Raw genomic sequence first — 14,379 nt, forward strand, 5'->3', positions numbered from 1 at the left:
AGGGCGACATGTCGTCGAAGCGACGTCGCAAGAAGAAGGCCCGCCGTAAGAACGGTGCCAACCACGGCAGCCGCCCCCAGTCCTGATCTGAGGCGCTCTGCCGAGTGGCGATGAGGGACTCCCCGTGCGCAGGGCGCGTGGGGAGTCCCTCGTTCGGTGAAGGGCGGGTCAGGCGGGCTCGGCCACGGTGCCGCGTACGACGAGTTGCGGGCTCAGGACCACCTCGCGGGGACTGGTGCGGCCCTGGTCGAGGCGTTCGACGGCGGCGGCCACCGCCTGCCGGGCCTGTTCCTCGGCGTTCTGGCTGACCGTGGTCAGGTTGAAGCAGCTCAGCCGGGAGAGTGTGTCGTCGTCGTATCCGGCCACGGACACCTCGCCGGGGACGGCGACACCGGCGCGGGAGAGGGCGGTCAGGACGCCGATGGCGCACTGGTCGTTGAAGGCGACCACGGCGGTGGGCAGGGCGGCGCCGTCGAGGAGGTGGCGGGCCGCGCGCTCGCCGGCCGCCTCGGTGTTCTCGCCGCGCAGGATCCTGATGTGCGGGTCCAGGCCGTGGCGGCGCATGGCGGTGCGGTAGCCGCGGCGCCGGTCGGTGGCGATGACGCCCTTGCCGCCGTCGACGTAGGCGATGGCGCGGTGGCCGAGCCCCGCCAGGTGGTCGACGATCTGGCCGACCCCGTCCTCGTCCGCGGTGCGCACGACGTCCAGCTGCTCGTCGGTGATCCGGCGGCCGATGACGATCACCGGGGCCTTGCGGTCGAGGGCGGCGAGCGTGTGGGCGGGGGCGGTCGGGCCGAGGAGGATCAGGGCCTCGCTGCGGAAGGCCAGCAGCGTCTCGACGGCGGTGTGCTCGTCGCGGGTCCGGGTCAGGGTGCTGAGGACGAGGTCGTAGCCGACTTCCTCGGCGGCCGTGTGCAGGTAGTCGACCAGTTCGGCGTGGTAGGGGCTGTGGACGTCGACCATGACGCCGAGCAGCCGGGTGCGCCTGCTGGCGAGCAGGCTGGCGGTGCGATCCGCCTGGTAGCCCAGCTCGGCCGCGGCCTTCAGGACGCGCTGCCGGGTACGCTCGCTGGGGCCGGACACGCCGCGCAGTACCAGGGAAACGGACGCGGTGGAGAGGCCCACGCGGGCCGCCACGTCCTCGAGTCGGGGGCGTCTGCTCGCGCCGTTTTGGCGCCGCTCGGAATCGGCATCGTCCACCTGTGCCTCCCGGACTGCGATCTCCTCGCGCAACGCCTTGACACCCTCTCGAAACGAGTCGATAGTACCAGCACTTAAAGCGCTTTAATCGCTCCGGTCGCTCCCGGCTGCGTCCGGGTGTTCGGCCATCCCGACGAAGCGCGCGGCGCGCGCCGCTTCGGTCTGCTGTCCCTCCCTCCCGTCCCCCAGCAAGTCGCACAGTGAGGTGCACGAGCCATGAACCGCGTTTCCCTTTCCCGCTCCCGCTCCCGAAGAGTCGCTCCCGTCGTGGCCGTGGCCGCCTCGACCGCCTTGGTCCTCGCGGGCTGTTCCAGTTCCGGTGGGAAGAAGGCCGAAGAGGCGGGCAGCAACGTGTCCGCAGGCAAGGCCACCACTCCGCGCATGACGATCGCGATGGTCACCCACGCTCCCGCCGGTGACACCTTCTGGGACACCATCCGCAAGGGCGCCCAGGCCGCCGCCGCCAAGGACAACGTCAAGCTCGTCTACTCCAGCGACGAGAACGCGGCCGACCAGGCCAATCTGGTGCGGAACGCGATCAACCAGAAGGTCGACGGCATCGCTGTCACCCTGGCCAAGCCGGACGCCATGCGGGCCGCGGTCGCCAAGGCCGAGAAGGCCGGTATCCCGGTCGTCGGTTTCAACGCCGGGATGTCCGTCTGGAAGAAGCAGAACCTGCTCTCCTTCTTCGGCCAGGACGAGTCCATCTCCGGCCGGGCACTCGGCAGCAAGATCGACACCACCGGCGCCAAGCACGCCCTGTGTGTCATCCAGGCCCAGGGGGACGTCAACCTTGAACAACGTTGCGCCGGAGTGAAGAAGACCTTCAGCGGCAAGACGGACATCCTCTACGTCAACGGCACCGACATGCCCTCGGTGAAGTCGACGATCAGCGCCAAGCTCAGGCAGGACAAGTCCATCGACGAAGTGGTCACCCTCGGCGCCCCGTTCGCGCTCACGGCCGCGCAGGCGGCGTCCGAGGTGGGCAGCAAGGCCAAGGTCGCGACCTTCGACCTCAACAAGCAGCTCATCTCCGCCATCGAGAAGGGCAGCGTCCAGTTCGCCGTGGACCAGCAGCCCTATCTGCAGGGCTACCTGGCGATCGACTCCCTGTGGCTCTACAAGAACAACGGCAACTACAGCGGTGGCGGCGAGCAACCCGTGCTGACCGGTCCGGCGTTCGTCGACAAGGGCAACGTGGACACCGTCGCCGCGTTCGCCGAGAAGGGCAACCGGTGACGAGCCGCGGCCCATCGGGCCGCGTCACACCGTAGAGACAATCTATTGACATGACATTTCCGTGGAGGGCATCGTACTCGCCGAGCGGCTCTTAAAGCGCTTTAATCCTGCGCGTGGCACCTGAACCCGGCTGGCTCACCGCACCCGCACACCAACCCGTAGGAGGTGGTCATGGACGTCAGGGACGACGCGCCCCAGGCCCCCATACAAAGCAACGCCGTCACGGACCATGCTTCGCCGCAGGCCTCTCCGACCGCTACGGGCGCAAGCGGGCCATCCTCGGGCTCGCCGTGCTGTTCTTCATCGGCGCCCTGGGGACCGCGCTCGCACCGGACCTCGCGGTGATGGCGCTCTTCCGGATCCCGCTCGGGCTCGCCGTCGGAGGCGCGTCCGCCACCGTGCCGGTCTTCATCGCCGAGCCGGCCCCCGCCGCACACCGCGGCCGGCTGGTGACCCAGAACGAGCTGATGATCGTGACCGGCCAGCTCCTGGCCTACACCTCGAACGCGGTCATCGCGAAGACCATGGGCGAAGGCGGCGTCTGGCGCTGGATGCTCGCACTGGCCGCGATCCCGGCCGTGCTGCTGTGGATCGGCATGCCGTTCGTGCCCGAGTCACCGCGCCGGCTCGCCTCCCGCGGCCGGTTCGACGACGCCGCCCGCACCCTGGGCCTCATCCGTGACCCGGAGGTGGTCGAGCCGCTTCGCGCCCACGATCCTGCTGGACACCGGACTCGGCACCCAGGCCGCGCTGACCGCCACCATCGTCAACGGCGTCGTCGCGGTGCTCGCCGTCTCCACCGGCATGTGGCTGCTGGGCCGGTACGGGCGGCGCCCGATGCTGCTGACCGGACAGGTCGGCGTCACCGTGTCGCTGGTGCTGATCGCGTTCTGCTTTCTGGTCCCGCCCGTGTCGGCCGCACGCAGCTACCGCGTCCTGGCGTCCATGCTTGCGCGGCCAGTCCGCCGCCTGACCGTCCACGCCACGTCGACCTGACCACCCCCACACGCTGAAAGGCACCCCCATGGCCACGTCCGGCAAGCCCCTTTCCGTCGCGGTAATCGGAGCCGGCATGGCCGGCCGCACCCACGCCGCCGGTTACCGCAACGTCAACACGGTCTTCGCGGCCGGCCTGCCGCCGGTCCGCCTGGCCGCCATAGCCGACGCCAACGTCGAACTCGGCGAGGACGCCGCCCGCCGGTACGGGTACGAGAAGGCGCTCCCCAGCTGGGAGGCGGTGGCCGAGGACCCGACGATCGACGCCGTCAGCATCGTCGTCGGCAACGATCTGCACCGTCCGATCGCCGAGGCCCTGGTCGCCGCGGGCAAGCACGTGCTGTGCGAGAAGCCCCTGGCCGGATCGCTCGAGGACGCCCGCGCGATGGCCGAGCTGGAGCGCACCGCCGACGTCGTGACGGCTGTCGGCTACACCTTCCGGCGCTCGCCCGCCATCTCCGCGGTCCGTGACCACGTCCAGCGCGGTGAGCTGGGCGACCTCACGCTGTTCAGCGGCCGCTACTGGTGTGACTACGCCACCGACCCGAACGGGCCGCTGAGCTGGCGCTTCAAGGGCGGTCCCGGCTCCGGCGCACTCGGGGACATCGGCGCGCACGTGATCGACACCGCCGAGTACATCGCCGGGCCCATCGCCGCGGTCTCCGGCTCCTCGCTGTCGAGGCAGATCCCCAAGCGCCCGCTGCCGCTGGGCGCGGTCGTCGGCCACAACGCCGCCCCCGTCTCCGACGAGTTCGGCGAGGTCGAGAACGAGGACACCGCGTCCTTCACCGCGCGCTTCGAGTCCGGACTCGTGGGCACCTTCTCGCTCTCACGCACCGCCTTCGGCCTGCCCAACGGGCTCGGCTTCGACATCGTGGGGCTCGGCGGCCGGGCGGCGTTCGACCAGCACCGGCCCGCCGAGTACCTCTTCGACGACGCCCAGCCGGACGCCCGCACCCGCGGTGCGCGCCACATCATCGCCGGTCCGCAGATGCCGTACTTCAAGGGCGGCTACCCGATGGAGGCACCGGGGGTGGGCGGCGGCAACGCCGAGATGTTCACCTTCCAGGCCCGTGCCTTCCTCGACGAGGTCGCAGGTGTCACCGACCCGCTGCCGGCCTGCGCCACCTTCGCCGACGGGCTGCGGACCATGGAAATCATCCAGGCCGTCGTCGAGTCCTCCCACAACGGCGGTGCCGCCGTCACCATCCCGGCCACTTCCTGACCACCCCCGTACGAAGGAGAAAGGAGCCCATGGCTCTCAAGCTCGGCGCCTACACCGCCTGTCTGCACGACCGCACGCTCACCGAGGCCCTCGACATCCTCGAGGAGAACGGCCTGACCTCCGTGGAGGTCAACACCGGTGGCTTCATCCCCGCCCCGCACTGCCCGGTCGACCTGCTGTTGTCCTCGGCCACCGCACGGGAGGAGTACCTGGCCACCTTCGCCGATCGCGGGATGGAACTCACCGGCCTCAACTGCAACGGCAACCCGCTCAACCCGCTGCCCGGGGTCGGCCCGAAACACGCCGACGACCTGCGCCGCACCATCCGGCTCGCGGGTCTGCTCGGGGTGAAGCATGTGGTGACCATGTCCGGCACACCGGGCTCCGACCCCGACGCCAAGTACCCGTCCTGGGTCGTGAACCCGTGGGACGGCGTCTACATGGACGTCCTGGATTACCAGTGGGGCGTGGCCGTCGAGTTCTGGAAGGAAGTCGACGCGCTGGCCCGGGAGAACGACGTCCGCGTCGCCGTCGAGATGCACCCGCACAACGTGGTGTTCTCCCCGGTCACCCTGAAGCGGCTGGTCGACGAGACCGGCGCCACCCACGTCGGCGCGGAGATGGACCCCTCGCACCTGATGTGGCAGGGCATGGACATCGTGGCCTCGATCAAGTGGCTCGGTCCGCTGGTGTTCCACGCCGCGGCGAAGGACGCGACGCTGTGCCCCGGCGCCGACATCCGTGGCGTTCTGGACTCGTCGTTCACCCGTGTGCCCGCCGACGCCCCGGGCAAGGTGCCCACCGGCTACGGCTTCTGGTGCAACGCCTGGCCGGAGAACCCGGCGTGGAAGTTCGTCGCCGTCGGCCTCGGACACGACACCGCCTACTGGACCGAGTTCCTGCGCGCCCTCGCGGAGGTCGACCCGGACATGGCGGTGAACATCGAGCACGAGGACGCCGCCTACTCCCGGACCGAGGGGCTCGCCCTGGCCGCCAAGAACCTGCGCGGCGCCGCGGCCGACCTCTGATCCGTCCCACGCGTGGCCCCGTATCCGCGGCAGCGGGTACGGGGCCTTTCGTCTGTCGCGCGTCAGGGGTGGCTGGTCAGGTAGCCGCCCATGGAGGTGAAGTACTCGGTGGCGGCCATCTCGTGGCCGTCCTCGGTCCGTACGCGCGTGACGGCCAGGCCGTGATTGCGGCCGGTGCGGGCGTCGGCTCCGGCGACGATCACCACGCCGTCGCCCTCGCGGTAGAAGATGCGGCCGGGAGTGCCTCCGTACCGGCCCTGGGACACGACCGCGGCCAGGATTTCCAGTCGCCTGCCCCGGTGGAAGGCATAGGTGCTGGGGTACGGCTCGGACTGGGCGCGGACCAGGCGTTCGAGGTCCTGCGCCGGCCAGGTCCAGTCGATGCGGGTGTCCTCGACGGACCGCTTGTGGAAGAAGCTCGCCTGAGACCGGTCCTGTTTGGTGAATTCGGTCCGCCCGGAGGCGATGAGGTCGAGCGCGCCGATCGTGACCGGGGCGATGAGCTCGACGGTCTTGTGGAAGAGATCGGTGGCGGTGTCCGTCGGTCCGACCGGAACCGCCTCCTGCCGGACGATGTCGCCGGCGTCCAGCTCCTCGTTCATCATGTGCGCGGTGACGCCCACTTCGGGTTCGCCGTTGATCAGGGCCCAGATCAGCGGGGAGAACCCGGCGTACTTCGGCAGCAGCGAGTCATGGACGTTCAGCGTGCCGCGGCGCGGCAGGCCGAAGATGCGCGGAGAGATCCACGTCCGCCAGTTGTTCGCCACGATGATGTCCGGGTCGGCCTCCTTGAGGCGTTCGAACAACTCGTCGTCGTCGGGGCGGTTGCGGATCAGGACCGGGACGCCGTGCTCGTCGGCGAGGTCGGCGACGGAGTCGCTCCAGATCTTCTCGTACGCGTGCTCGCTCTTGGGGTGCGTCACCACCAATAAGACGTCGTGTTCGGAGTCCAGGAGGGCTTGCAGGGTGCGGTGCCCCCAGGTCTGGTAGCCGAACATGACGACCCGCATGGGGTTCCTCCTCGAAGCAGGGGATGACCTGGGCAAGTAAAGCAAGGCTTACCTTATCTTGCAACGGACCTATGTGATCGCCCAGTTGACGAGTGCGGACACCCAATTCCCCGCGGTGACCTATCGACAGCCCCACCGGTTTAGCTTAGGCTCACCTAAATTGTTGGCGTGTCGCTCCGTCGGCGTGCCCACCCTTCGCACCTTCCGCACGCCTGACAGGCGATTGCCCCGCACGATGGGAGTGACATGTCACGGGTTCTTGCTGGTGACGCATTGCCGGTCCGCGACTTACCGGTCCACGACCTCATTGGCATCGGCTTCGGACCGTCCAATGTGGCCATGGCGATCGCACTCGGCGAGTACAACGCACGTGTCGACGGACACGAGGCGATCAGCGCCCACTTCTTCGAGCAGCAGCCGCGCTTCGGCTGGCACCGCGGCATGCTGATCGACGACGCGACCATGCAGGTGTCCTTCCTCAAGGACCTGGTGACGCTGCGAAACCCGGCCAGTGAGTTCAGCTTCCTCTGCTACCTGCAGAGCAAGGGGCGGCTGATCGACTTCATCAACCACAAGAACCTCTTCCCGCTGCGGGTGGAGTTCCACGACTACTTCGAGTGGGCCGCGGCCAAGGTCGAGGACATGGTCTCCTACGGTCACGAGGTCGTCGCCGTCGCGCCCGTCGTCGGTGACGGAGGCGTGGAGTACGTCGACGTCACGGTCCGGTCGGGGGAGGGGCTGGAAGTCCACCGGGCCCGCAACCTCGTCATCGGCACCGGACTGCGTCCCCTCATGCCGGAGGGCGTGGAACGCGGCGACCGCGTCTGGCACACCTCCGAACTGCTGGCGAAAGCCGACGGATTGGAGGGCACCTCGCCCTCCCGGTTCATCGTCGTGGGCGCCGGGCAGAGCGCCGCCGAGAACGTCGCCTACCTGCACCGCCGCTTCCCCGGAGCCGAGGTGTGCGCGGTCTTCTCCCGCTACGGCTACAGCCCCGCCGACGACAGCGGTTTCGCCAACCGGATCTTCGACCCCGAGGCGGTCGACGACTACTTCGCCGCGCCCGAGGACATCAAGCGGCAGCTGATGGGCTACCACGGCAACACCAACTACTCCGTGGTGGACATCGACCTGATCGACGACCTGTACCGGCAGATGTACCGGGAGAAGGTCCTCGGCGCCGAGCGGCTGCGTTTCCTCAACGTGTCCCGGCTCACCGACGTCAAGGAGACCCCCGCCCAGGTCCGTGCCACCGTGACGTCCCTCGTCACCGGCGAGGAGACGCTGCTGGACGCCGACGTCGTGGTGTTCGCCACCGGCTACAGCCCCGTCGACCCGATCGACCTCCTGGGCACAGTCGCCGACAGCTGCCTCCGCGACGACGACGGCCGGGTCCGCGTCGAGCGTGACTACCGCATCGCGACCGACCCCGGCCTGCGCTGCGGCATCTATCTGCAGGGCGGCACGGAACACACCCACGGCATCACCTCGTCCCTGCTGTCCAACACCGCGATCAGGGTCGGCGAGATCCTGGACTCGCTCCTCGACCGGGGTGTCACGTCCGCTTCCGGTGAGGCCCGGCGGGTGGCCGACGGAGTCGGCAGCACCGCGCGATAGGGATGACGTACGCAGACATGGGCACGACCGCAATCGAACGCCCCGTGTCCGGGGGCGTGACAGAGGTCCGTCGGCGGCGGGGTGTGGGTCTTGGCGCGCTCGTGGTGGTCCTCGTGGTCGCGGGGGCGGTGTCGCTGGCCGTCGGTGCGCGCGCGCTGAGTCCCGCCGAGGTGTGGCACGGGTTGTTCGCCGGGCCGGACGCCGACCAGCGGCTCACCGAGATCCGGCTCATCGTGCGGACGGTGCGGGTGCCCCGGACGGTGCTCGCGATCGTGGCGGGCATCGCCCTGGGGGTCGGCGGGGCGCTGATCCAGGGGTACACGCGCAATCCGATCGCCGACACAGGCCTTCTGGGGGTGAACTCCGGCGCCTCGTTCGCCGTGGTGTCGGTGATCACCCTGTTCGGGTTCGCCGACCCGTTCCAGTACGTCTGGTTCGCCTTCCTGGGGGCGGCGGTCGCCGGGGTCGTCGTGTTCGGACTGGCGAGCATCGGCCGGGGCGCGGGCAATCCACTGACGCTCGCCCTGGCCGGGCAGGGGATCACGGTGTTCCTGGCGGCGATGACCACGGCGGTCGCGCTGGCGGACCAGAAGTCGCTGAACGCGCTGCGGTTCTGGAACGCGGGCTCCGTGGCCGGTGTCGGATTCGACGTCATCCGACCGGTGGCCGCGTTCGTCGCGGCCGGGCTGGTGCTGGCGCTGACCACGCTGCCCGCCCTCAACCTGCTCAACCTGGGGGACGACGTGGCGCGGGGGCTGGGCGTGAACATCGCGCTGAACCGGGCCATCGGCATCGTCGCCATCACGCTGCTGGCGGGCGCGGCGACGGCGGCGTGCGGCCCGATCGCGTTCCTCGGGCTCATGGTGGCCCATGTGGCCCGGTATCTGACCGGGCCGGACTACCGCTGGCTGGTGCCGTACGCGGGTCTGCTCGGCGCCGTCGTCCTCCTGGTCTGCGACATCGTGGGGCGGTTGGTGGTGCGGCCGGGGGAGTTGGACGCGGGTGTGGTCGTGGCGCTGCTGGGCGCCCCGTTCTTCGCTGCGCTGGTGTGGCGCGGAAAGTTCAAGGGCGCATGAGCGGAACAGACGTGAAGCGATCGGTGGTGGCGCCGGGTATGCGGCTCGGCCAGGTGTCGTTCGTGTGGCGGCCGTGGCTCGTGTGCGTCACGCTGCTGCTGGCGGCGGCGACGTTCCTGATGTTCTGCCTGTCCATCGGCGTCGGGGAGTTCCCCATCGGCCTGTCCCGGGTCATCGCCACGGTCCTCGGCGGGGGTGAGCGGGTCGACCAGTTCGTCATCATGGACCTGCGGATGTCGCGCGCCCTGGCCGGGCTCGTGGTGGGGATCGCGCTGGGGGTGTCCGGGGCGCTGACGCAGTCCATCGCGCGCAATCCGCTGGCCAGCCCGGACATCCTGGGAATCACCGGGGGCGCCGGCGCGGTCTCGGTGTTCCTGGTGACGGTGTCGGGCGGGGCGGCCGCGGCGGTCGTCAACGCCGTGGGCCTGTCCGTGGCGGCGCTCGCGGGCGGTCTCGGCACGGGGCTGCTGGTGTACTTCCTGGCGTGGCGGCGCGGGATCGACGGCTTCCGGCTCATCCTCATCGGCATCTCGGTGAGCGCCGTGATGGAGGCGATCACGACATGGCTGCTGGTCACGGCCGACATCAAGGACGTGGCCCGGGCTCAGGCGTGGCTGGTCGGCTCGCTGGACAACCGCTCGTGGGGCGAGGTCCGGACGGGCATGTGGTGCACGCTCGTCCTTCTGGCCGTCGTGTCCTGTGCCGCGTTCCAGTTCAAGCCGATGCACCTGGGGGACGAGGTCGCCGCGGGCCTGGGCGTCCGGTACTCGATGGTGCGGGCCGTCCTGCTGCTGTGCGCGGTGCTGCTGGCCGGTGTGGCGGTGAGCGTGGCGGGCCCGGTCCTGTTCGTCGCGTTGGTGGCGCCGCAGGTGGCGATGCGGCTGGCGAGGTGTCCGACGCCGCCGATGGCGGCCTCCGGCCTGGTGGGCGCGCTGCTGCTGATCGGTGCCGACCTGGTCGCGCGCACGGCACTGCCGATCGCGCTTCCGGTCGGCGTGGTCACCGCCGCGATCGGTGGCCCCTTCCTCGTCCATCTGCTGGTGCGGGCGAACCTCAGGTAGCTGACAAGGAGTCGGGCAGACATGAACACAGGGGAGCTTGTGAGCGCCGAGTGCGTCACGGCGACCGACACCGGGATCGAGTCCGGGGCCCAGGGCCTCTCACGGCTCGCGGCCAGGGGCGTCACGGTCGGGTACGGCGGACGGAACGTCATCGACGGCCTGGACGTGGCGATCCCGCCGGGCGTGATCACCACGATCATCGGTCCCAACGGCTGCGGTAAATCCACGCTGCTGCGCACCCTGACGCGGCTGCTCAAGCCGGCCGAGGGGATCGTCGTGCTGGACGGCGAGGACATCGCGGCGCTCAGGACCAGGGACGTGGCGAAGAAGCTGGGCCTGCTGCCGCAGGCGCCGGTCGCGCCGGAGGGGCTGACGGTGTCCGACCTGGTCGCCAGGGGGCGCCATCCGCACCAGAGCTGGCTGCGGCAGTGGTCGTCGGACGACGCCGGTGTCGTGGCGCGCGCGCTGGCCATGACCGGGGTGTCGGACCTGGCCGACCGCCCGGTCGACTCGCTGTCCGGCGGGCAGCGTCAGCGCGTCTGGATCTCGATGGCCCTGGCCCAGGGCACCGACCTGCTGCTCCTCGACGAGCCGACCACCTATCTGGACCTGGCGCACGCGATCGACGTGCTGGACCTGGTGGACGACCTGCACGAGTCGGGCCGCACCGTGGTCATGGTGCTGCACGACCTCAATCTGGCCACGCGGTACAGCGACAACCTCATCGTGATGCGGGCGGGTTCGATCCTGGCGCAGGGGCATCCGCGCGACGTCATCACCGCCGAGCTGCTGGACGAGGCTTTCGGGCTGCGTGCCGCCGTGATTGACGACCCGGTGGGGGACCGGCCGCTCATCGTGCCGATCGGCCGCACTCACGTCCGGCCGGACCAGCCCCGGCCAGGTCACGGCCAAGAAATATCCAAGTAAGGCTAGGCTAGCCTCACTTGTGCGGGATAAAGTTTGCCTGCCCTGGGACAGGGGCGTAGCGGACAGTGCGACAGCAAAGGGATTCCGGATGCTCCTCCACAGAACGACGCGTACGACGCCTTGGCGGCGGTTAGCGGCGGCACTCTCCGCCGCGGCCCTCGGCGTCGGGCTCCTCGCGGGATGCGGTTCCGACTCGGGGGACAACGCGAACGACGATGCCCCGGCTGCCGCCTCCGGAGCGTTCCCGGTCACCGTGGAGCACGCGTTCGGATCCACGAAGATCACTGAGGCGCCCCGGCGGGTGGTCTCCCTCGGTTATACGGACGACCAGGCCATGCTGGCGGTCGGCGTCAAGCCGGTCGGCATGGTCGACCAGTACCCGAACCCGGCGGGCAAGAGGCCCGACATCAACACCCAGTGGCCCTGGGTGAAGGGCGAGTGGGGCGACACCCGGCCCGAGGTCGTCATGAAGAACGGCGACACCGGCCCCGACTACGAGAAGATCGCCGCCCTGCGGCCGGACCTGATCGTGGCCGTCTACTCCGAGATCGACAAGGCCGCCTACGACAAGCTCTCCAAGATCGCCCCGACGGTGGGCCGCACCAAGGGCGAGAAGGAGCCGTTCAGCGCCCCCTGGCAGGACAGCGCGGTGCAGATCGCCAAGGCGCTGGGCAAGGAGGACGAGGGCACCGAGCTGGTGCAGGGCATTCAGGACAAGCTCGCCGCGGCCAAGAAGGCACATCCGAAGTTCGCGAACCGGACTGCTGTCGCGCTGTCCTGGTACAAGAACTCGGTGGCGCCGTTCACCTCCACCGACGTGCGCGGACGGCTGGTGACGGGCATCGGTTTCGGCTACCAGGCCAAGGTCGACAAGGTCGCGGACGGAAAGTTCTTCACCGTCCTCTCCCCGGAGCGCGTCGACCTGGTCGACGCCGACCGCATCTTCGTCATCAACGACGAGGCGGACCAGCGGGCGCTGAAGAAGTTCAAGCTGTTCACCAACCTGGACGCCGTGAAGAAGGGCAACGTGTCGTACCTGCTGGACAGTGAGGGCCCGGCCGTTGGCGCGGCCATGTCCCAGAGCACCCTGCTGTCCCTGCCGTACGCGATCGACCAGCTCGTCAAGTCGGCCGGTCAGGTGTGAGCGTCACCGACGCGCGTGCCACCCCCGCCACCCCGCGCACGGTCACGCTGCGTACGGCCACCGGACGCGTGGCCACCCGATGGGTCGCGGCGCACTGCCGCGAGGTGCCCTGGCTGACGGCCGCCACCGTGCTCACCACGGTGGCCGGGGCGGCGCTCCAAGTGCTCCCGGTGCTCCTGCTCGGCCGGGTGGTCGACGGGGTGGCCGAGGGCGAACCACGCTCGGCCCTGGTCACGATCGGGGTGCTGATGGGGGCCGCCGCACTGCTCGGCGCGGCGGCCACCGCGGCGTCGACCTATCTGATCGGGCGGCTGGGCGCGGATCTGCTCGCGCGGCTGCGGGAAGGCGCCGTCCGCGCGGTGCTGGGGATGCCGAGCGCCCGGGTCGAGCAGGTCGGCCGGGGGGACGTGCTCTCCAGGGTCGGTGACGATGTGGCCGTCCTGTCCAAGGGAATCCGCACCGCCGTCCCGACGGTGTTCTCGGCGGGCGTGCTGGTCGCCATCGCCACGATCGGCATGTTCGGACTGGACTGGCGGCTCGGCCTGGCGGGCGCCGGCGCGCTGCCCGCGTACGCGCTGGCCCTGCGCTGGTACCTGCCCCGCTCCGCCCCGCTGTACCGGAAGCAGCGGGCGGCGCAGGCCGACCGTGCGCAGGCGCTGATCAGCGGCCTGAACGGGATCGACACGGTCCGGGCGTACCGCCTGGAGGGCGCCTTCCGGGAGAAGGTCACCCGTGAGTCCTGGCGGGTGCGCGATCTCGGTATCGAGGTGTTCCGGTTCTTCGGCCGATTCGTCGGCAGGGAGAACCGCGCCGAGTTCATCGGGCTGACCCTGATCCTCGTGGTGGGGTACGCCCTGCTGGAGGCCGACGCCGCCAGCCTGGGCGAGGTGTCGTCGGCCCCGCTGATGTTCCACCGGCTGTTCACCCCGCTGGGCTCCATCATGTTCACCTTCGACGAGGCGCAGAAGTCGGGCGCGAGCCTGACCCGGCTGGTCGGGGTGCTGGGGGAGGCCGCGGAGGACCGGTTGGTGGGTGACGCGGCCGTCACGCCGGCGGACGCCGTGCCGCATTCGGTGCGGGTGGAGGGGCTGACGTATCGCTATCCCGACGCCGAGGATCCGGTCCTGCGGGACGTCAGCCTGACGATCCCGGCCGGTGGTTCGCTCGCGCTGGTGGGGGCGACCGGGGCGGGCAAGACGACCCTGGCCGCGCTGATCGCGGGCATCGGGACCCCGCAGGCCGGGTCGGTGCACATCGGGCCGACCGACCTCGCCGGTCTGGACGAGGCCGGGGCGCGGGCCCTGGTGAGCATCCTGACGCAGGACACGCATGTGTTCTCCGGCCCGCTCGCCGACGACCTGCGGCTGGCCGCGCCGGAGGCGACCGACGCCGAGCTGATGGACGCGTTGCGCACGGTCGGCGCCGAGGGGTGGGTCGACGCGCTGCCCGACGGACTGAACACCATGGTCGGCGAAGGCGGCGAGCGGCTGGACGTCACCAAGGTCGCCCAGATCGCCCTGGCCCGGCTGGTGCTGGGCCGGTCGCCGGTGGTGGTACTCGACGAGTCGACCGCGGAGGCGGGCAGCGAGGGCGCCGCCGAACTGGAGCGGGCGGTGCTGGCCGCGTGTGCGGGCCGGACCACGCTGCTAGTGGCGCACCGGCTGACCCAGGCGATGGCGGCGGACCGGATCGCCGTGCTGGACGCGGGACACGTGGTGGAGCAGGGAACCCACGAGGAACTGGTGGCCCTGGACGGGCGGTACGCGCGACTGTGGCGGGCCTGGCGAGAAGGCAGCGAGAGCACCCTCTGACGCGGGTGAGGTTTTCATGACGTGGTTTTCGTGACGTGCTTTTCG

General features: G+C 70.1%; 13 protein-coding genes and 1 pseudogene. 12 read left to right on the forward strand and 2 right to left on the reverse strand.

Annotation, left to right across the window (positions count from 1 at the left end; all coding sequences use genetic code 11):
- Positions 1-8: 8 nt before the first annotated feature.
- On the forward strand, positions 9-86 hold the full coding sequence (locus ACH4SI_RS38305; RefSeq protein WP_370443954.1) for a 50S ribosomal protein bL37: 78 nt from the start codon (positions 9-11) through the stop codon (positions 84-86).
- A gap of 82 nt (positions 87-168) precedes the next feature.
- Here ACH4SI_RS38305 and ACH4SI_RS38310 read toward each other — a convergent pair whose 3' ends face one another.
- Positions 169-1,200: a LacI family DNA-binding transcriptional regulator gene (locus tag ACH4SI_RS38310; RefSeq protein ID WP_398304300.1), complete on the reverse strand. Its 1,032-nt coding sequence runs from the start codon at positions 1,198-1,200 to the stop codon at positions 169-171.
- 216 nt (positions 1,201-1,416) lie between these two features.
- Between ACH4SI_RS38310 and ACH4SI_RS38315 the strand changes: the two genes are divergently transcribed.
- The 5 genes and pseudogenes from ACH4SI_RS38315 (at position 1,417) to ACH4SI_RS38335 (ending at position 5,688) form a co-directional block, all read left to right on the forward strand.
- A complete protein-coding gene (locus ACH4SI_RS38315; protein ID WP_398304303.1) occupies positions 1,417-2,439 on the forward strand; it encodes a sugar ABC transporter substrate-binding protein in 1,023 nt (340 codons plus the stop codon).
- A gap of 290 nt (positions 2,440-2,729) precedes the next feature.
- Positions 2,730-3,068: pseudogene (locus ACH4SI_RS38320) on the forward strand (MFS transporter); the annotation flags it as partial.
- Between the two features lie 49 nt (positions 3,069-3,117).
- Positions 3,118-3,435 carry an MFS transporter gene (locus ACH4SI_RS38325; protein ID WP_398304306.1) on the forward strand — a complete coding sequence of 106 codons (318 nt, stop codon included), beginning with the start codon at positions 3,118-3,120 and terminating at the stop codon, positions 3,433-3,435.
- A 28-nt stretch (positions 3,436-3,463) separates the two neighbouring features.
- Complete coding sequence (locus ACH4SI_RS38330) at positions 3,464-4,660, forward strand: Gfo/Idh/MocA family protein (protein ID WP_398304309.1); 1,197 nt, start codon at positions 3,464-3,466, stop codon at positions 4,658-4,660.
- A gap of 29 nt (positions 4,661-4,689) precedes the next feature.
- The gene (locus tag ACH4SI_RS38335; protein WP_398304312.1) at positions 4,690-5,688 is read left to right on the forward strand and encodes a sugar phosphate isomerase/epimerase family protein; all 999 of its coding nucleotides are present in this window, start codon (positions 4,690-4,692) and stop codon (positions 5,686-5,688) included.
- A gap of 62 nt (positions 5,689-5,750) precedes the next feature.
- Here the strand turns inward: ACH4SI_RS38335 and ACH4SI_RS38340 are convergent, their stop codons facing one another.
- Positions 5,751-6,698: a methionyl-tRNA formyltransferase gene (locus ACH4SI_RS38340; protein WP_398304315.1), complete on the reverse strand. Its 948-nt coding sequence runs from the start codon at positions 6,696-6,698 to the stop codon at positions 5,751-5,753.
- Between the two features lie 246 nt (positions 6,699-6,944).
- Between ACH4SI_RS38340 and ACH4SI_RS38345 the strand changes: the two genes are divergently transcribed.
- The 6 genes from ACH4SI_RS38345 (at position 6,945) to ACH4SI_RS38370 (ending at position 14,334) form a co-directional block, all read left to right on the forward strand.
- Positions 6,945-8,315: a lysine N(6)-hydroxylase/L-ornithine N(5)-oxygenase family protein gene (locus ACH4SI_RS38345; RefSeq protein WP_398304318.1), complete on the forward strand. Its 1,371-nt coding sequence runs from the start codon at positions 6,945-6,947 to the stop codon at positions 8,313-8,315.
- A gap of 17 nt (positions 8,316-8,332) precedes the next feature.
- Positions 8,333-9,391 carry a FecCD family ABC transporter permease gene (locus ACH4SI_RS38350; protein WP_398304321.1) on the forward strand — a complete coding sequence of 353 codons (1,059 nt, stop codon included), beginning with the start codon at positions 8,333-8,335 and terminating at the stop codon, positions 9,389-9,391.
- Positions 9,388-10,452 (forward strand): FecCD family ABC transporter permease, encoded by a 1,065-nt coding sequence (locus ACH4SI_RS38355; RefSeq protein ID WP_398304324.1) that lies wholly within the window; start codon positions 9,388-9,390, stop codon positions 10,450-10,452. The genes ACH4SI_RS38350 and ACH4SI_RS38355 overlap by 4 nt, the downstream gene beginning before the upstream one ends.
- Before the next feature lie 21 nt (positions 10,453-10,473).
- On the forward strand, positions 10,474-11,379 hold the full coding sequence (locus ACH4SI_RS38360) for an ABC transporter ATP-binding protein (RefSeq protein WP_398304327.1): 906 nt from the start codon (positions 10,474-10,476) through the stop codon (positions 11,377-11,379).
- Positions 11,380-11,467: 88 nt separating this feature from the next.
- Positions 11,468-12,523 (forward strand): iron-siderophore ABC transporter substrate-binding protein, encoded by a 1,056-nt coding sequence (locus tag ACH4SI_RS38365; RefSeq protein ID WP_398304331.1) that lies wholly within the window; start codon positions 11,468-11,470, stop codon positions 12,521-12,523.
- Complete coding sequence (locus ACH4SI_RS38370; protein ID WP_398304334.1) at positions 12,520-14,334, forward strand: ABC transporter ATP-binding protein; 1,815 nt, start codon at positions 12,520-12,522, stop codon at positions 14,332-14,334. Before ACH4SI_RS38365 ends, ACH4SI_RS38370 begins: the two co-directional genes overlap by 4 nt.
- The last annotated feature ends 45 nt before the right edge of the window (positions 14,335-14,379 follow it).

It is taken from the genome of Streptomyces sp. NPDC021212 (assembly GCF_044332925.1).
Classification (GTDB): Bacteria; Actinomycetota; Actinomycetes; order Streptomycetales; family Streptomycetaceae; genus Streptomyces.

What these genes read in the sequence shown, in the direction of transcription:
- ACH4SI_RS38350 (WP_398304321.1), top strand. Translation starts at nt 8,333, where the DNA reads ATGGGCACGACCGCAATCGAACGCCCCGTGTCCGGGGGCGTGACAGAG.
- ACH4SI_RS38355 (WP_398304324.1), top strand. Translation starts at nt 9,388, where the DNA reads ATGAGCGGAACAGACGTGAAGCGATCGGTGGTGGCGCCGGGTATGCGG.
- ACH4SI_RS38315 (WP_398304303.1), top strand. Translation starts at nt 1,417, where the DNA reads ATGAACCGCGTTTCCCTTTCCCGCTCCCGCTCCCGAAGAGTCGCTCCC.
- ACH4SI_RS38335 (WP_398304312.1), top strand. Translation starts at nt 4,690, where the DNA reads ATGGCTCTCAAGCTCGGCGCCTACACCGCCTGTCTGCACGACCGCACG.
- ACH4SI_RS38340 (WP_398304315.1), bottom strand. Translation starts at nt 6,698, where the DNA reads ATGCGGGTCGTCATGTTCGGCTACCAGACCTGGGGGCACCGCACCCTG.
- ACH4SI_RS38345 (WP_398304318.1), top strand. Translation starts at nt 6,945, where the DNA reads ATGTCACGGGTTCTTGCTGGTGACGCATTGCCGGTCCGCGACTTACCG.
- ACH4SI_RS38360 (WP_398304327.1), top strand. Translation starts at nt 10,474, where the DNA reads ATGAACACAGGGGAGCTTGTGAGCGCCGAGTGCGTCACGGCGACCGAC.
- ACH4SI_RS38330 (WP_398304309.1), top strand. Translation starts at nt 3,464, where the DNA reads ATGGCCACGTCCGGCAAGCCCCTTTCCGTCGCGGTAATCGGAGCCGGC.
- ACH4SI_RS38365 (WP_398304331.1), top strand. Translation starts at nt 11,468, where the DNA reads ATGCTCCTCCACAGAACGACGCGTACGACGCCTTGGCGGCGGTTAGCG.
- ACH4SI_RS38305 (WP_370443954.1), top strand. Translation starts at nt 9, where the DNA reads ATGTCGTCGAAGCGACGTCGCAAGAAGAAGGCCCGCCGTAAGAACGGT.